The following is a 16845-nucleotide window of genomic DNA, read 5'->3' as shown; positions in this document are numbered from 1 at the left end:
ATCGAAAGTGTATCAAATTTTCATTCAAGTGAAAACAAATTCCAAAATGATTCATAAAAGATTCAAAAAAACTAGCTTTTACTTATGGCTTCACATAGTAAGAAACTCCTAAAGCTCCTTTGCCGGTATGAATGGAAATGATTGGTGTCGTTGTGCAAATATCAATTTTATCAGCGGTTGTGATCTTCAACAATTCCTCTTTTAAGCGCAGCGCCAAATCTAATGCATTGGCATGCGCCACCCCAATCCTCTGCAAATCGCGATCTTTTATATCTTGAATCAATTGCTTCATAAAAAATTTAACAACTTGCGAATGGCTTCTAACTTTTGTGATTGGCGTAAAGATCCCGTCTTGTAAAGAAGCGATCGGTTTAATATTCAATAACGAGCCTAATAGAGCCTTTCCCTTTCCAATCCGTCCCCCTTTTTGCAAATGCTCAAGAGTGTCTACTGATACATAAAGAAAAGTGTTTTTTCGTACTTGTTCTATATGAGAGATTATTTTGTCTAACATTGCTCCCTTTTTTGCCATTTTTGCCGCTTCAATCACTTGAAAACCTAAAGCGCTAGATATATAGTTGGAATCTATGACCGTAACTTCTCCCTCGGTCAGGCTTGCCCCTTGCTGTGCGGCGCGCACTGTTCCGCTCAGTTTACCGGACATATGAATGGATAGCACTTGAAAACCTTCTGCATGAAGGCGATCATACACTTCCTTAAAATGGATCGGAGAAGGCTGAGAACTCTTCGGTATTTCTGCTGATTCCATCATTTTTTCAATAAATTCCGCTGGTTCAAAATCAATGCCGTCCGTATAAGATACACCATTCAATGTATAGGTTAACGGAACAACTTCAATATTGTATTCCTCCAAAATATTTTTATCTAAATCTACTGTTGAATCGGTAACGATCCTTACCTTTTGTGTCAATACACTCACTTCCTATCAAACAATAATATTTCAACCTTATCACGTTTCTGATCAAAAGAAAAGAAACAGTCTCTAATCTTTACCCGTCCTAACATATTTTGAAACTTAAAAATTCAAAAACGGTTAATTTCGCAGATCTCTCCTTCTTCTCCAAAACGCTTAAAAAAATAAAAAGCCCTTGCCGATAATCAAATATCTGCAAGGGATATTTCTTTAAGCGTTATGTTTTAATCGGTTGTCTTGAAAAATTGATTCATAATCTTTCCACTTTAAAGCATGCTTCAAATAGCTTCGAAAATTATAAAGGCTTTTTGGCTTTGATTCTTTGCAAATGTTCGCTATAAAAAGCTGCAAATGAATATTTAACATGAAACGGTAAGAGTTATCCTCCTCCAATACTGGGATTTCAACAATCTTCACCTTCTGTCCATTTTCAAGTTTGAACTCTAGGCTTTTAAATAGCAAAGTATCAATCCTCTTTTTACCCGTTTCTTCTATTATACAACAAAATAGGAGCGAATTTTGCAAAAATTTGTCATATACAAAAATATTTTAAATTAACAAATTGAATAAGTTGCTGTCCTTGTTAACCTCTGTAAAAGGAAAACCTTTCTTTTTCATTCTTTCGACTAATCCGCGGTAATCTTCCCGATGCTTGACTTCGATGCCGACAAGCGCAGGACCGCTGTCTTTATTATTTTTCTTCGTGTATTCAAAGCGAGTGATATCATCCGTCGGACCTAATACCTCATCTAAAAATTCCCGTAAAGCACCCGCACGCTGCGGAAAATTAACGATAAAATAATGCTGCAAGCCTTCATAAATTAAGGATCTCTCCTTAATTTCCTGCATGCGCTCAATATCGTTATTGCCTCCGCTAAGAATGCAAACGACATTTTTTCCTTTTATTTGATCTTTGTAAAAATCAAGCGCTGCGATTGGAAGCGCACCTGCTGGTTCTGCTACAATTGCATTTTCATTATATAAGTTCAAGATCGTTGTACAAATTTTTCCTTCCGGCACAAGTAAAAGATCGTCCAAAATTGTTCGGCAAATGGAAAATGTCTGATTTCCTACCCGCTGGACCGCCGCTCCATCCACAAATTTTTCAATTTCATCCAGTTCGACTACTTCGCCTTTTTCGAGTGATTTCGCCATAGCTGGTGCGCCGGAAGGTTCCGTGCCGATTAATTTTGTTTCCGGCGATACGCTTTGAAAGTATGTGCCGATGCCAGACATTAACCCTCCGCCGCCGATAGCAGCAAACAAAAAATCAATTGGCTCGTCGCTGTCATTTAAAATTTCTACAGCAATGGTGCCTTGGCCCGCAATGACATCTTTATCGTCAAACGGATGGATGAACGTACGGTTTTCTTTTTCGGTGCATTCAAGCGCTTTTTTATACGCATCATCAAATGTATCGCCTGTCAACACAATTTCAATGTACTCTCTTCCGTGCAATTCCACCTGAGATATTTTTTGTTTTGGAGTTGTGGAAGGCATAAAAATTTTTCCATGCACTTTTAACGCTCTGCACGAAAATGCGACTCCTTGCGCATGATTTCCAGCACTTGCACAGACAACCCCATTTTTCGTTTCCTCAGGAGTCAAATGTTTCATTTTGTTGTAAGCTCCTCTTATTTTAAAAGAGCGTACAACTTGCAAATCTTCCCTTTTCAAGTATACCCGGCAACCATATTTTTCAGATAATCTTTGGTTAAATTCCAATGGAGTATGTGTCACAACATCCTTTAATGATTGATGCGCTTTTAATATATCTTCTACTTGGACGAATGCTTCAACTTTTGTCAAATTCGTCATCGTACATCCCTGCCCTTAAACAATTTCTTAATTTTTAAATTATAACACGATTCAAATAAAAATAAAATTACATCTATTGTTTTTATTTAGAAATCGGCTTTTTTGACCGAATGAATCCAATTTTACATGTGAAATTATATGATTCTTATATGTATTACTTGCAAGATATGGCACAACTAAAAAAGACGCTTGAGCGCCTTTTTTAATGTCCTATAGAAGCCGGCGAAAGAAGCAATGCTTCCTTGACTTCAAATTGACTCAGACCGTTCTTATTTATTTCGCTCGTACACAAGGAAGCGGTGCGGATAAACATTTTTTTCATCAACTACTCCATCTTTTTGGGAAATAAGCTTCCATTCAGAAAAATCAATTTTTGGAAAATATGTGTCGCCTTCAAACTCCCCCTCAATTTCTGTTACATAGAGTCGATCGGCAAACGGAAGCAGCGCTTCAAAAATCTTCGCTCCGCCAATTACAAACATTTCTTCTTCCTTATTGTTTTGGGCAAATTGCAAAAATTCATTTATCGAATGAAAAACGAGACAGCCTTCAGAAGAAAACTTTTCATTCTTTGTTAACACAATCGTTTCTCTTCCGGGAAGGGGCCGTCCAATCGATTCAAAGGTTTTACGGCCCATGACGATCTTTTTGTTCATCGTTGTTTCTTTAAAATATTTTAAATCATTCGGAAGATGCCAAGGAAGCTTATTGTCCTTTCCGATCAGCCAGTTTTTATCCATCGCAAACAAAAAGGAAATCATACACTCACCTCACCTTTAATGTGAGGATGAGGATCATACCCTTCCAGTGTGAAATCTTCATAAGTAAAATCAAAAATGGATTTTACCTCTTTATTCAATTTCATTGTCGGAAGAGGCCGCGGCTCCCTCGTCAGCTGCAATTTTACTTGCTCAATATGGTTGTTATAAATATGAACATCGCCGAATGTATGGATAAACTCCCCGGGCTCCAAGTCGCAAACTTGAGCAATCATCATCGTTAAAAGCGCATAGGAAGCAATATTGAACGGCACACCTAAAAAAAGGTCTGCGGATCGTTGATAAAGCTGACACGAAAGCTTTCCTTCCGCAACATAAAATTGGAAAAACGCATGACACGGCGGGAGGGCCATTTTATCTAAATCAGCGACGTTCCAAGCACTTACAATCAATCGCCGTGAATGTGGATTCGTTTTAATTTGTTCAATTACATTTGAGATTTGGTCGATGGTATTTCCGTCTGCACCTGTCCACGAACGCCATTGGTAGCCGTAAATGGGGCCCAAGTCGCCGTTCTCATCTGCCCATTCGTTCCAAATTCGGACGCCGTGTTCTTGTAAATATTTTACGTTTGTATCACCTTTTAAAAACCATAACAGCTCATAAATGACCGATTTTAGATGAATTTTTTTCGTCGTAACAAGAGGAAACCCTTTAGCCAAATCAAAACGCATTTGATATCCAAATGTGCTGATGGTTCCTGTTCCCGTCCGATCCTGTTTTTTAACCCCGTGCTCAAGCACATGTCTGCATAAATTTAAGTATTGTTCCATTGATGACACATCCTTTAGTTGAAATGTTACTTTAGTTTACAATCGGCTCGTTCTCTCATTGCTATTAAACCGTTTGTCAAACGAAAAATTTTTTTCAAAATCCGGATCGAAAAAGCCGTCTCATGCAGCTTATTTTTGCAATCTCCATCTTTAAAAATGGAAAAATTGGCGAATCGCCAATTATTTCCCGCTGCACACTTTCTGAAATTATTTTATCTCTTCCAGCTTATCATTTACATCTTCGTTATTATGAGCAATGCGGCTAGCTGCACTTGCAGCAATGGCTGCCACGATATCGTCTAAAAATGTATTGACTTTCCCGTCATGGCTATTGTTCAGCTCTTTGATGATTCCAAATTTTTCTTTGTCTAAATAGCCATAATTCGTAAATCCAATTGACCCATAAACATTTACAATCGATAACGATAAAATTTCATCAATTCCATATAGCGGTTCATCTGATTCGATAATTTGCTGAAGCGGTTCAGGAAGCAATTTTTGTTCCGCAAGCTTGTCTAAAGCAATTCCTGTCAAGACAGCATGAATGATTTCTCGTTTTCTTAAAATCTTTTCAACATGGTATGTGCATTCTTCAAGAGACAGATCGGGAATGTATTTTTTTTGCAGCTCCAACACGATTTGTCCAATGTCTTTTAATGTTACTCCCCGATCTTCCAACAATTCAATCGCTTTTTTTTGGAGCTTTTCAAGTGAATACGCCATATTCAATCACTTCCTTTACTGCATCCAATTTGGAGGTGTGTTTGTGTCCCAATAAATTTTCCCCAATGCATAATGGGTTTGAAAGTGATCATGGTATGTATGGTAATGAAAATCAAACCAATAGCCTTGTTTTGGCGGATGATCGACGCGAACATGAAATCGTATCAAGTCTTTTCCGCTCGTACGATCATAAATGTGAAAAATTTTTTCTCCTTTTCCATTCGCAGGTTTTTGGGATATAGCCAAATCTGCAAATTTTTCCTTCTCCGTTGCCAAGAAGGTTTTGATCACTTCTTCCATTTGCGGCAAAACTAAGTTGCGAAACTCATCTTCTATCACACCGCTGATTTTTTTGCCGAATTTTTCAAATGATTGTTTTTCCGCTTCAAACAAAAATTGATCGACAATGTTTGGCTGTTCTATTGCTGACTGATCTTGTGAATCACGATGCAGTAATAGTTTTTTCTCTTCGGCCTCCGGTGTATAGTTTGCGTCAGGAGCCTGTTTATTGACGGTTAAGGCGGACGGAGGCGCTACAAGCCCGAATGTTGCGAGTGTAAATAAAACGACAAGCGATTTTCGAATCCAATTTTTCAAGTTCCCAACATCCTTTCCGCCAAATGAACAAACGATACTATCATTCTATCATATTTTAATCAAAATAGATATTTGATAGAGTTTTTTGACTGAAAAGAAATGGGTTCAAAAAAACGAGAAAAAAGGGTAAAATAAAAATCAGAAGTTGGAGGCAGCAGATCGGAAGTCGACAATTTGGGAAACCGGCAGAAAATGACCGTTCAACTCATCCTGCAAAATTTTTTCTAGTTGATTGGAGGAAAGTACATATGTATGATGCAATGTTCATAATAGGTAGCTTTATTACACTTGCATATTTAATTGTAATGGAACTTACAGACTAAAAGCTCATGGAAGACCATGAGCTTTTACTTTTAAGAAGCTGAATATCATTAGCAATGCTTTTCAAATGCTTGAAGAAGATTTTCCATAACTCCTTCCAGCGTATTGCCTTCAATGTCATGTCTTGGGATAAAATGGACAACTTCTTTTCCTTTTAAAAGAGCCATTGACGGCGACGACGGTTCATAACCGATAAAATACTCCCTCATTTTTGCCGTCGCTTCCCGATCTTGACCCGCAAAAACTGTTACGAGATGGTCAGGAGTTTTTTCGCTTCTTACTAAAGCTTGTGTTGCCGCTGGTCTTGCAAGTCCCGCTGCGCAGCCGCAAACGGAATTCACAAAGACGAGCGTTGTCCCTTCCGCTGATTCCATAAATTGATCCACCTCTTCAGGCGTAACTAATTCACGAAATCCAGCATTTGTCAACTCATCTCTCATCGGTTGAACGAGCTGACGCATATACTCTTCATAAGCCATTGACATTTTCAATCCCCCTAATTTTTACTATATTTAACATTATTCGTTTATGAAACAGAAATATGCTACTTTTGCCGGCTTTCGGTCATTTGCTTCCAAACGGATCCTTTTGCTTCTTCTCCTTTTTCGATCCTTTCTATTGCCATCTTTATTTGCATTTTCACTTCAAATTCTGGATCGTCTTCCGCTTCCTTCAGTTCCTTTAAAACAGATTCATCTCCTACTTCGTACAAAAACATGGCTGCCCGCCAGCGAACAAGTTTACTTTTGTCCTTCAATGCTTTCGCCATTTCAGGAATAGCCGCTTTGTCCCCGATGTCAGATAGCGCATCACCTGCTGTTCTTCTAACAGTAACGCTTTTATCTTTTAACGCTTTATAGAGCAAAGGAAGGACAGCCGGATCTTCGAGCATTCCTAAATAGACCGTTGCAAGTCTTCGTATCGATGCCTTCTCATCATTCAACGCTTTTTCCAGCACATCTAAATCTTCAAGCGTTGGATCCATTTGCTCCAAATGGGCAAACCGCTTTTGCCAATCAGGATCATCAAGCATGTCAACCGTTACTTTGTAGCTGAATCGCTTAAACGTTTCCTTTTCATCCTTTTGATGAATGATTCTATTTTTTATGCGTTCTAGCCTGTCATCCGGATAGGCTGCTGATATTTCATCGACAACCTCTTGGCCGATTGCATCCAAATCTCCGTAGCGGACGCCATGCTCCTTCCATTCCCTTTCTAAAACAACGTTGTTCGCATGCTTTTGAACTTCCATGATCATGTTTCGGAAGCGTTCAGGCAGCCCGTAGCGGTGCTCCTCATGTCCGTCTGTCAGCTTTACTTGCATCGGCAGGCCGTGAAACATTTGAATAAACACTTTTACTTCGCCATATCCTTCTTCAGGAGAATAGGCGTCCTGGCTGTTATCTTCAACCTGTTCGCCGAAAATGCTTCTTACTTCTGATAAAATATCCTTCCAATGATATTTGCTGTTTCGTTCAATGGCCATAAAATCTGCAACATGATAGACCCCTTTCACCCCTTCAATTGCTAAAATGGATTGGATTTCCTTTGGGGCTTCATGAGCATTTTCTTTTTTATAATTGTTCCTTTTACCTGCTGGAAGTTCTTGGTCGAGAATTACTTTCATTGTATTAGGGCTTGGGGTTGGTTCAATCGACTTAATGTTCACAAGATGTCACTCCCTACTTCCTCTTAGCTAGTTCCATTTTAACATGCCGGTCTGCAAAATTCTTTCCAAAAGCACTTGCAGTGAAATAATGGAGAATTTACAAAAGCTTTTCGATATAAGGAGCGATGTCTTTCGGATTTGTTTGCGGAACAAATCGCTCTACCGGATTGCCGTCGCGGTCGATCAAAAATTTTGTAAAATTCCATTTAATCATCTTTGTTCCAAACACGCCTGGAATTTGTTCGGTCAAGTACACAAATAAAGGATGGGCATTCGGGCCTCTCACATCAATTTTTGAAAAGACCGGAAATGTCACACCATAATTTTCACAAAATGTTTGGATTTCTTCGTCCGTTCCCGGCTCCTGATTGCCAAACTGATTACACGGAAACGCCAGTACGACAAATCCTTTTTCTTTGTATGTTTCATATAAATTTTGCAAATCTTTGTATTGCTCCGTAAAGCCGCAATAACTTGCAGTATTGACAATGAGCATGACATTTCCTTTATACTGTAATAGTGATATTGTTTGCCCATCTGCGGTTTTTACATCAAAGTCATAAACAGTCATCACGCCTCCCCCTCCATTTACGTTGATTTTACATTACAGTCATAATAATAACAAATCTAAAATTGAAATATCATTTTAAACTATCTATAATATTAGCAAAACTTAGTCTGATCATGTTCTGTTTCGCTCTGCACATGATTCATTTTTTTGTTTTTCGATTACATTCCGGAGGTGCACATACATGCCAATTAATATACCAGCAAATTTGCCGGCAAAAGAAATATTGGAGAAAGAAAACATTTTCGTGATGGATGAAAAAAGGGCTTACACTCAGGATATCCGTCCATTAAATATTGCCATTTTAAATTTAATGCCAGAAAAAGAAAAAACGGAGACCCAGCTTCTCAGACTTTTAGGAAACTCTCCGCTTCAAGTTAATATCACGTTTTTGCGTCCGAAAACCCATACGCCAAAAACAACGGCAAAGCAGCATTTAGAACAATTTTATACAACGTTTGATCAGGTCAAGCATCGAAAATTCGACGGGTTGATTGTAACAGGGGCTCCTGTTGAAAAAATGCCTTTTAATGCTGTTAATTATTGGGAAGAGTTGACAAACATTTTTGAATGGACGAAAGAAAATGTGACATCTACTTTGCATATTTGTTGGGGTGCTCAAGCAGGCCTATTCTATCATTACGGCATCGATAAATATATGCTGCCGAAAAAATGCTTCGGCGTTTTTGAACATAAAATATCAGATCCTTCCGTCAAGCTGTTAAGAGGTTTCGATGAAATCTATTACGTTCCCCATTCTCGCCATACGGACATCGATGTGGAAGAAGTGAAAAAACAAAAAGATTTAGAGATTTTGTCTTATTCGGATGAAGCGGGTGTATGTCTTATTTCTTCGAAAGACGGGAGATTTATTTTTTTAACCGGACATCCTGAATATGATGCAACAACATTAAGAGATGAATATGAACGAGATTTGGCGAGAGGACTTGACATCGAAATCCCAAAAAATTATTTCCCTAATGACGACCCGACGAAATCGCCTTACAATCGCTGGCGGTCACATGCGAATTTGCTGTTTGTCAACTGGCTTAACTATTATGTATATCAAGAAACTCCTTATATTTGGGAATAATAATAGCAACCTGGTCGGATTAAAATACGACGTTCTGAAATTGAGGTGATGAAATCGTTTATGAATAAGCAGAAAATTTTGATCTTGACAGCAAAGTACGGAAACGGGCATATTCAAGTGGCAAAGACGCTGGAAAAGCGATGTATGGAACGGGGTATGGACGTCATCGTTTGCGATCTATATCAAGAGTCTCATCCACTCATTACTGAATTCACAAAATACCTGTATTTAAAGAGCTTTTCGTTTGGAAAACAGTTTTACCGTTTGTTTTATTATGGTGTAGATAAAATGTACAATAAACGAGTCATGAATGTTTATTACACAATGGGCAGAAAAAAACTTGAACAAGTGATTGCTGCTGAAAAACCCGATATCATCATCAATACGTTTCCAATGATCGTCGTACCCGAATACCGGAGACGCACCGGTCACGTGATTCCGACCTTTAATGTCATGACAGATTTTTGTTTACATAAAATTTGGGTGCATCAAAACATAGATAAATATTATGTTGCATGTGAAGATGTAAAAGAAAAACTTCTCAGCTTAGGGATCGACGAAAAAGACGTAAAAGTTACCGGAATTCCTATACGCAGCCGATTTGAAGAAAATATTGAGATAGAACCGTTGTACCGCAAATATGGATTAAGTGAGAACAAACATATTTTGCTTATTATGGCAGGTGCTCACGGCGTCTTAAAAAATGTGAAAGAAATTTGCGAAGCGATGCGCTATTCAGAAAACGTCCAAACCGTTGTTGTATGCGGAAACAATCATGCGCTCAAAGACCGCTTAGCCCCTCTTGCTAAAGCAAGCAGAGATCAATTGAAAGTTTTGGGTTACGTCGAAAGAGTGGACGAGCTGTTTCGAATTGCTTCCTTGTTGATTACAAAACCCGGAGGAATTACGTTAACAGAAGCTTCTTCCCTTTCGGTTCCTCTCGTTTTATACAACCCGGTTCCTGGGCAGGAAAAAGAAAACGCGGAATTCTTTGCAAAACACGGCGCTGCGGTCATCGTCAACAATGTATCTGATATGATTGATGAGGTGAACAAATTATTGCATTCACCTGATAAATTAAAACGAATGCGTAAAAATATTTTTCAACTGTACCATCCAAACGCTGTGGACACCATTTTAGACGACATAAAGTTAGAAAGTGAACGAATGTCTAAATATATTCATGAACATATTTCATAAACGAGTGTCAATAAGACATTCGTTTTTTTATAAAATGATGTCGCTTTATCGTATTAACTTCCTCGTATTACCTGGAAAATGCTTTTTTTTTGCGAGAAAACAGCACCGATTTTCACGGTGAAAGCATCCTTGTCATGTAGCCGGCAATTAAGCTGATTTATTCCCAATCAATTTCCATCTTAGCGTTTTGACAAAAATTCGAATCATTGGAATAAACTTGACTTTCAATAATTGGTTAGTGTATAGTAGATATATCATTTAGCTGAATATAGGCAGCCTAAGGTTTTGAGACCTTGCTTGTTGCATTATATTCCTGTTAAATGATAAAAAATTTTTTAAGCACGGCTTTGTGCGGAAAGTATTAGGAGGAAATCGAAATATGCAACAAAATGGTAAAGTAAAATGGTTTAACAATGAAAAAGGTTATGGTTTTATTGAAGTTGAAGGCGGAGACGATGTTTTTGTCCACTTCACTGCAATTCAAGGAGAAGGTTTCAAAACCTTAGAAGAAGGTCAAGCGGTATCTTTTGAAATTGTCCAAGGAAATCGTGGACCACAAGCAGCGAACGTTGTAAAATTATAATCGATGATCATTTGATCTTCAAATATAAAAAGAGGCTTTTGCCTCTTTTTATTTTTTATTTTCGGAATTTTTATTTATTACTGAATTTTCGATCGCCGCGCTTGCGTGTCCCCCTCAAATTTTTCCCCAGCTCTTTAATTTGCTGTCCCACCGTACATTTATTAATACAAAATGAATGGGCATATGTTTTTCCGTATTCTTTTCGAAAATGAGCTTTTAAAAAACAATTTACGCAATATTCATCCATTAATTCAGTCACTTTTTCAAATATAGCCGCACGATCTTTCATCATTCCATCTCCACTGTTTTTTATTTATCATTATGCTGTTTCACAAAAAGAGATTGTACTTTCTCGAAAATGTATCTTTCGCATTCTCAATTGAAGAGACTAATTTTTTATACCATATTCTGTTCAACCTTGCAACCGATTCACTCAAAAGGGTTTTTACAGACATTGATCGAATTGTATGGTATAATCACATCGATTTTTTTGAAAAGAAAAAGGCAGTCAAATAGATGTTTTACTTAATAAGATCAAAAGCTCCTCACATCTATTTTAAGCTTTTTTCATCCTTATCATGATCTTGATGACATGTTATATTCTTCATTTTTAAAAAAATTCCTCTAAGGGAGTGAAATTGATTGGTAGAAGTCTACATAGATGGTGCGGCAAAAGGAAATCCCGGACTTTCCGGCGCCGGTATTTATATAAAAGGAACGAACATTCAAGAAAAATATTTTTTCCCCCTTGGCGTCATGGATAATCATGAAGCTGAATTTGCTGCATTAGTCAAAGGACTTATGATCTGCCTTGAAAAAGGATATAAGATCGTCTCTTTCAGAACCGATTCACAGGCAGTGGAGCAAGCAGTGCTTAAACGTTATGCAAAAAATCAACGCTATAACAGCCATCTTCAAGAAGCGTTAAAGCTCATCGATCAATTGGATTTGTTTTTTATTAAATGGATTCCCGAAAAGCAAAACAAAACGGCTGATGAATTAGCCAAAAAAGCATTGCAGCTTCAAAAAGGGATTGATCATGAAGGAACAACAAGCGGCTGATTTTAAGTTTTTTCGCGTTGCTTATATTTGGAAACAGCATTTTTTATCGTTCGGAGGGCTTTATGTGTTAACTCATATTATTGAAGAAGAACTAACAACGTTCTGGTCTTTCATTGGAACCCTTTATTGTATTAGCACGCAATAAACTAACAACGTTCGGAGCGTTCAGCGGGACCTTAATGTATTAGCGCGATAAACTAACAACGTTTGTGAACATTCACCGGGACCTTTAATGTATTAGAACACAATAAACTAACAACGTTTATGAGCGTTCCATCAAGAGCGGGGCCCCATGAGATCATCCGCTTTTTGATCAGAGGGATGAGCTTGGTTTTTGCGGCTTCTCCCGGCAAAAAACATTTCCACAAACCATTTTGCACGTTCTGTTAGCATCCAGAAAATAAAGACTCTTCCATAAATGTTATGAGGAACTGGGTCAACCAGTTCCTTTCAGCTTTGCTTCCGACTTACATATTCTTTTACCATTTCTTCCGTTACGTATTTTCGCTGCGGAACGATTCCGGTTGCTCTGGCCAGCTCATTCATTTCTTTTGTAATTTCGTTAATCGTTTGCACGGAAAAATGAAGCCCCTTTTCGCAAAGCATTACAGCTTCATCGATTGCCTGCTCCCGTTTTTCTTCTAGATGCAAAAACCTTTTCACGATCTCGTGCTGGCGGTTTGAATGCTTTGTTATCTCTTTATGTACTTCTGCCATCTTTTTTCCCCCTAATTTTTAAGTTCGAGCTCTCATAGGAAGAGAGGAGCTTCTGCCCCTCTTTATAAAAGCGATGTTAAATCATTGAATTTTTCTTTCATCCATTGTACATCATTTGGAGCTGTCAACGTTTTTAATCTAGCTTGAATAAATTGTTCCCCTTCATGAATCATTTTTTCTTTCAGCTGTTTGATTTCCTTTTTCAATAATGCTTCGTAATGGCGAGCCAGATGCTCTTCAAAAGCTCTCACCGATATGTCAATCGTATCTTTCAAATTCTGTTCTAGAATATCAAACAGCTTTTGCTTTTCGTTCTGCTCGAAAAATGATTTCGTATTTCGGAACACTTTATGTGCTTTTGAAACATCAAATTGAATGTAAGGGAAAACGGAAACTTGGATCCGGATTTCTTCCCATTGAACCTCTTCTATATTTGAAAATGGAACTGCTTCACATTGTTTAGCAACCATGTCGGAAAGGTTCTGATTGATTTTTTGCAATATTCCGTTTAAATAATTTTCAATACGAAGTGTTGTAGCGTTCATTTCCTGCTGGAGCTGAATATTCAGTCCTTCTATCATTTCGTTAAAACAATCCATTAAAATAGCTGCTTCTCCCTTTGTGCTGTTTGTAAATTTGCCAGGATGATACGCCTCTTTAAACAGCTCCGGAAGTTTATGAAGAAGCCGCTGTTTTACGTAATAGTTCAATTCTTCCGTTTCCTGCTGGAATGTTATAACGTATTCGTCAACTGATTGCGTACGAATTAATTCCTGCATGCGATTGAGCTGATCCTTCAATTCGCGAATTTTCTGATCGCGTTCGCTTTCATCAAGCTCCAAAAGCTTGATCATATCTGAAAGTTCTGAGACCGCCTGTTGAAATTCATGTTCAGCCGCTTGAATTAAAACGGTCATCAATTCATGATGGATAAAATGTTCAAACGACTTGAGAAAATGCGGAAACTCGTCTCGAACCTTTGAAATCTTTTTCTTTTCCAATGCCTGTAAGCTTGAAACTTGAAAAAGCTTCGGCTCTCGGATTGAATGGGACAATAACATTTGCTCGACATAATTTCGAACATCTTCTGCATCTTGATCATGTTCCGCCAAATCAATTGCATTGATGATAAAAAACATTTTATCTAACGTAAAGGCGTCCTTTACAAGACCAAGCTGATCCAAAAACTGCTGATCTCCTTTTGAAAATGGATGGTTGTAATAAGTTAAAAAGATAATGGCATCCGCATGTTTTATATATTGGAAAGCAAGTTCTGTATGCCGGCCGTGAAATGAACTCGCACCTGGAGTATCAACAAGAGTAATCCCTTTTCTAGTCAGATCACAATCATAATAAATCGTTACATCCTGAATCATACATGACCGTTCTTCTTTTGCAACAAATGACTCAAGCTCATCTGCCTTGATCCATTTCACTTTTTGATCTTCTTTTTCATAAAATGAGATTCCTTCTAAAAAGGTGTTCAGCCTTCGTTGAACCATTTCATCTTCCGTTCGTTTCATTGCTTGAAGCATCGCTTCGCGCAAACCGGAAAATCGCTCCGCCTTAAGAGAAAGCGGTGCTAGCAATTCATTAATTTCTTCTAAAATTTGCTGCTCATTTTTAAAGACTACTTCCACATCCCCGTGTTTTTTGCCATCTTTAACACCGGTTAATTTATTGATAACAGCGGTTGTTGGAGTTGGCGAGGAAGGGAAAATTTTTTCACCAATCAAGGCATTTAAAAAGCTCGATTTTCCTGCACTAAACGCGCCAAAAATTGCAATTTGAAAGGAGCGGTTCTCAATTTGAGAAAGTTTTTCTTTTAAGCGGGTGGCTGAATGCTCCAGCCCAGTCTCATTTAAAATTTCAATCCCTTTTTGCAGCTTATTTATCATTTGATCTTTCTTCGCCGCTTCATGTTTTCGTTCGGTTTCTTTTTTCTCTATTTTTTTATCTTTTCTTTGCTTTTCATTCGAAATAAGGAATTGAAGAGAATTCCATTCCATGATTTGTTTTTGCAGATGTTCGGCTTTCCATCGCTCGATATCGATATTGTCAACAGTTCCTTGACCATTTAATATGTCGGAAAGCTGTTTAAACTCATTCATAAATTGTTCTTTCTCATCAATCGCTTTAGACATTTGCATCAGTTTGACTGTAAGCTGTTCCCGCTCCTGCTTCATCCGTTCTCTTTCTGTTTGATTCATCTTGTGTAACGCTTTGATCATGTGATCGCGCAAGCTTTGAGCTTCTCGTTTGCACAATTGCTGTACAGCATTTGAAACATCTTTCCCATACTGGAGCACATATTGACCGTTTAATTCAGCCCCTGGTTTGATCACGTCAAGCAGCATATTTTCATCAAATTCGATCGAAAAGCTTAATATTTGCTGTAAAAGAGAAGGTTGGTCGATATGATGCTTTTCGTAATATTTTTTCGCCATATTGATGATGTGCCATACAATTTGCGATTCCACATTTTTGGCCAGCTCTTCATAAAATTGAATAAGTGCATTTCGTTTTGCCTCTTCTGTTTTCTTTTTTGAGAAAAACAAACCAACTTTAAAATCTTTTTTCTGGGTTTCAATTAATTTTGCCGCTTTTTCCCTTGTATCATAAGGCATAAGATTGGCGTTTCTCAACAAACCATCAAGTTCTTGATCAAATGCTGCTTCAAACTGTTTAATGTCTTCATCTATCAGTTTGAGCTTCTGTTCTATTTCCGACAATTTTTGCTGGCTGTTTTGAAGCAGCTGATCAAGCTGATTCCATTCATCCAATGAGAGATGAAGGCTCTCCGCTTTCTCTTTAGACAAATCCTCCTTCATTTGTTGAAGCAAAATTTTTGCCTGCTCCAATACATTTTTTCGCACTAAATGCTTTTTATTATCGACTAGCCCATTTAACCGCTCCTCTAACTGCTTAAATTCGTTTAAAGGATGCTCAGGCGATTTCGTTGTCGTATAATAAATATTTTCCTTTTCAATTCCGATAGCTGTCAGCGAGGCTTCAATGTTTGTTTTAAACGTTGAAAAAGGTATTTCATCTTCTTGATGCTTATCAATTTGGTTGATGATGACGATGATCGGTTTATTCATCTCCCTCAGCTTTGACAAGAAAGAAAAATTCAGCTCCGACTGAACGTGATGATAATCCGTCACATATACGATGTAATCCGCTAAATGGAGCGCCGATTCTGTTCTTTTGCGATGATCGTCATCCGTTGAATCAATTCCCGGCGAATCTGTTAAAATCAGATGTTCACGAATCGTAAAATAAGGCCGTTGAATAAATACTTTTTCAATTTCATTTTCTTGTTTGCACAGCTTGCTGATCAGCTCATTATCCAAATCGTCTTTCGATTCATACATTTTGCCATTAAACAGATGCACACGGGTCAAACGTTCGCCTTTCGCCAGCATGACGATATTGGAGCTGGTCGGAAGCGGACTCGAAGGCAAAATGGTTCCGTTTGCAAGCTTGTTTAACAGCGATGATTTTCCTGCCGAAAAATGGCCCATAAATGCAATTTGGATTTGATCCTGCATCTCTTTTTCAATTAATTCTTTCCATTTTTGTTTATAGGAAGCTTTGACTTCTTTAGGAAGCTTTTCAAATATTTGAATCAAGCTGCTGATTCGTTCTTGCTCAACTACATTTCCCATACCTCAGGCTCCTTTTCGTCAATTCCTCATGTTGATTTTACCATATTGCCCGTAAATGAAGGCAAAAAAATTATTTTCAGGAGCCTGGACAAGAAAAAACCCGCTTCGCTTCCTCCCAAGCGACTGTTAAAAAGCTCAGTTTTCCCATAAATAAAGAGATTGACTGTTTTTTGCCAATCCCCGCTATGTAATATATGAAAAATTTATTTATGAATTTGAATCGACTCGCTTCAAAACATATCCGATTAAAATGCTATAAATCAAAACCGTACTACCGACAAAAAGCATTGTCATGTCGTCACAGCCTTTCTTGAGAATGATTTTCATCATTAATTAAAGA

At 37.9% G+C, this 16845-nt stretch carries 18 protein-coding genes; 5 read left to right on the top strand and 13 right to left on the bottom strand.

Annotated features, from left to right (window positions below):
• Positions 1-82 precede the first annotated feature (82 nt).
• The 10 genes from NSR00_RS03200 to NSR00_RS03155 form a co-directional block, all read right to left on the bottom strand.
• Positions 83-931, bottom strand: coding sequence for a DegV family protein (locus NSR00_RS03200; protein WP_340786941.1), 849 nt, complete (start codon positions 929-931; stop codon positions 83-85).
• A 213-nt stretch (positions 932-1144) separates the two neighbouring features.
• The gene (locus tag NSR00_RS03195) at positions 1145-1396 is read right to left on the bottom strand and encodes a DUF2535 family protein (RefSeq protein WP_063389678.1); all 252 of its coding nucleotides are present in this window, start codon (positions 1394-1396) and stop codon (positions 1145-1147) included.
• 87 nt (positions 1397-1483) lie between these two features.
• Positions 1484-2752 carry a threonine ammonia-lyase IlvA gene (gene ilvA / locus NSR00_RS03190; protein WP_340786938.1) on the bottom strand — a complete coding sequence of 423 codons (1269 nt, stop codon included), beginning with the start codon at positions 2750-2752 and terminating at the stop codon, positions 1484-1486.
• A gap of 269 nt (positions 2753-3021) precedes the next feature.
• Positions 3022-3513, bottom strand: a complete 492-nt coding sequence (locus NSR00_RS03185) for a dihydrofolate reductase (protein ID WP_340786935.1) — start codon at positions 3511-3513, stop codon at positions 3022-3024.
• Positions 3510-4304 (bottom strand): thymidylate synthase, encoded by a 795-nt coding sequence (locus tag NSR00_RS03180; protein ID WP_063389675.1) that lies wholly within the window; start codon positions 4302-4304, stop codon positions 3510-3512. Before NSR00_RS03180 ends, NSR00_RS03185 begins: the two co-directional genes overlap by 4 nt.
• A gap of 207 nt (positions 4305-4511) precedes the next feature.
• Positions 4512-5027 carry a phosphatidylglycerophosphatase A family protein gene (locus NSR00_RS03175; RefSeq protein ID WP_063389674.1) on the bottom strand — a complete coding sequence of 172 codons (516 nt, stop codon included), beginning with the start codon at positions 5025-5027 and terminating at the stop codon, positions 4512-4514.
• A 15-nt stretch (positions 5028-5042) separates the two neighbouring features.
• Positions 5043-5624 carry a YpjP family protein gene (locus tag NSR00_RS03170; protein WP_340786933.1) on the bottom strand — a complete coding sequence of 194 codons (582 nt, stop codon included), beginning with the start codon at positions 5622-5624 and terminating at the stop codon, positions 5043-5045.
• 371 nt (positions 5625-5995) lie between these two features.
• Positions 5996-6430: a BrxA/BrxB family bacilliredoxin gene (locus tag NSR00_RS03165; protein WP_063389672.1), complete on the bottom strand. Its 435-nt coding sequence runs from the start codon at positions 6428-6430 to the stop codon at positions 5996-5998.
• A gap of 59 nt (positions 6431-6489) precedes the next feature.
• On the bottom strand, positions 6490-7614 hold the full coding sequence (locus tag NSR00_RS03160) for a conserved virulence factor C family protein (protein ID WP_340786930.1): 1125 nt from the start codon (positions 7612-7614) through the stop codon (positions 6490-6492).
• Between the two features lie 97 nt (positions 7615-7711).
• A complete protein-coding gene (locus tag NSR00_RS03155; RefSeq protein ID WP_063389670.1) occupies positions 7712-8185 on the bottom strand; it encodes a glutathione peroxidase in 474 nt (157 codons plus the stop codon).
• A gap of 181 nt (positions 8186-8366) precedes the next feature.
• Here NSR00_RS03155 and metA point away from each other — a divergent pair, with 181 nt between their 5' ends.
• The 3 genes from metA (at position 8367) to cspD (ending at position 11058) form a co-directional block, all read left to right on the top strand.
• On the top strand, positions 8367-9275 hold the full coding sequence (gene metA, locus NSR00_RS03150; protein WP_063389669.1) for a homoserine O-acetyltransferase MetA: 909 nt from the start codon (positions 8367-8369) through the stop codon (positions 9273-9275).
• A 60-nt stretch (positions 9276-9335) separates the two neighbouring features.
• The gene (locus tag NSR00_RS03145; RefSeq protein WP_063389668.1) at positions 9336-10475 is read left to right on the top strand and encodes a diglucosyl diacylglycerol synthase; all 1140 of its coding nucleotides are present in this window, start codon (positions 9336-9338) and stop codon (positions 10473-10475) included.
• A 379-nt stretch (positions 10476-10854) separates the two neighbouring features.
• Positions 10855-11058: a cold-shock protein CspD gene (gene cspD, locus NSR00_RS03140; RefSeq protein WP_063389667.1), complete on the top strand. Its 204-nt coding sequence runs from the start codon at positions 10855-10857 to the stop codon at positions 11056-11058.
• A 70-nt stretch (positions 11059-11128) separates the two neighbouring features.
• Here the strand turns inward: cspD and NSR00_RS03135 are convergent, their stop codons facing one another.
• A complete protein-coding gene (locus tag NSR00_RS03135) occupies positions 11129-11347 on the bottom strand; it encodes a zinc-finger domain-containing protein (protein ID WP_157728045.1) in 219 nt (72 codons plus the stop codon).
• Between the two features lie 353 nt (positions 11348-11700).
• Between NSR00_RS03135 and NSR00_RS03130 the strand changes: the two genes are divergently transcribed.
• Positions 11701-12120, top strand: a complete 420-nt coding sequence (locus NSR00_RS03130) for a reverse transcriptase-like protein (protein WP_063389665.1) — start codon at positions 11701-11703, stop codon at positions 12118-12120.
• On the top strand, positions 12098-12265 hold the full coding sequence (locus NSR00_RS03125) for a hypothetical protein (protein WP_157727946.1): 168 nt from the start codon (positions 12098-12100) through the stop codon (positions 12263-12265). The genes NSR00_RS03130 and NSR00_RS03125 overlap by 23 nt, the downstream gene beginning before the upstream one ends.
• 305 nt (positions 12266-12570) lie before the next feature.
• Here NSR00_RS03125 and NSR00_RS03120 read toward each other — a convergent pair whose 3' ends face one another.
• Together NSR00_RS03120 and NSR00_RS03115 are read right to left on the bottom strand one after the other, a co-directional pair.
• Positions 12571-12837: a YpbS family protein gene (locus NSR00_RS03120; protein WP_327862924.1), complete on the bottom strand. Its 267-nt coding sequence runs from the start codon at positions 12835-12837 to the stop codon at positions 12571-12573.
• A 62-nt stretch (positions 12838-12899) separates the two neighbouring features.
• Complete coding sequence (locus NSR00_RS03115) at positions 12900-16505, bottom strand: dynamin family protein (RefSeq protein ID WP_340786923.1); 3606 nt, start codon at positions 16503-16505, stop codon at positions 12900-12902.
• Positions 16506-16845: the final 340 nt, after the last annotated feature.

This window comes from Aeribacillus sp. FSL K6-8394, from assembly GCF_038008865.1.
GTDB classification, from domain to species: domain Bacteria; phylum Bacillota; class Bacilli; order Bacillales; family Aeribacillaceae; genus Aeribacillus; species Aeribacillus composti.
The sequence above is the reverse complement of the archived record's forward strand: the minus strand, read 5'-3'. Positions and strand labels throughout refer to the sequence as shown.

Bases quoted from the DNA above. Each gene is read 5' to 3' on its own strand.
- ilvA (WP_340786938.1), bottom strand. From the start codon at position 2,752: ATGACGAATTTGACAAAAGTTGAAGCATTCGTCCAAGTAGAAGATATA.
- NSR00_RS03185 (WP_340786935.1), bottom strand. From the start codon at position 3,513: ATGATTTCCTTTTTGTTTGCGATGGATAAAAACTGGCTGATCGGAAAG.
- NSR00_RS03180 (WP_063389675.1), bottom strand. From the start codon at position 4,304: ATGGAACAATACTTAAATTTATGCAGACATGTGCTTGAGCACGGGGTT.
- NSR00_RS03175 (WP_063389674.1), bottom strand. From the start codon at position 5,027: ATGGCGTATTCACTTGAAAAGCTCCAAAAAAAAGCGATTGAATTGTTG.
- NSR00_RS03165 (WP_063389672.1), bottom strand. From the start codon at position 6,430: ATGTCAATGGCTTATGAAGAGTATATGCGTCAGCTCGTTCAACCGATG.
- NSR00_RS03155 (WP_063389670.1), bottom strand. From the start codon at position 8,185: ATGACTGTTTATGACTTTGATGTAAAAACCGCAGATGGGCAAACAATA.
- metA (WP_063389669.1), top strand. From the start codon at position 8,367: ATGCCAATTAATATACCAGCAAATTTGCCGGCAAAAGAAATATTGGAG.
- NSR00_RS03145 (WP_063389668.1), top strand. From the start codon at position 9,336: ATGAATAAGCAGAAAATTTTGATCTTGACAGCAAAGTACGGAAACGGG.
- cspD (WP_063389667.1), top strand. From the start codon at position 10,855: ATGCAACAAAATGGTAAAGTAAAATGGTTTAACAATGAAAAAGGTTAT.
- NSR00_RS03135 (WP_157728045.1), bottom strand. From the start codon at position 11,347: ATGAAAGATCGTGCGGCTATATTTGAAAAAGTGACTGAATTAATGGAT.
- NSR00_RS03125 (WP_157727946.1), top strand. From the start codon at position 12,098: ATGAAGGAACAACAAGCGGCTGATTTTAAGTTTTTTCGCGTTGCTTAT.
- NSR00_RS03120 (WP_327862924.1), bottom strand. From the start codon at position 12,837: ATGGCAGAAGTACATAAAGAGATAACAAAGCATTCAAACCGCCAGCAC.
- NSR00_RS03115 (WP_340786923.1), bottom strand. From the start codon at position 16,505: ATGGGAAATGTAGTTGAGCAAGAACGAATCAGCAGCTTGATTCAAATA.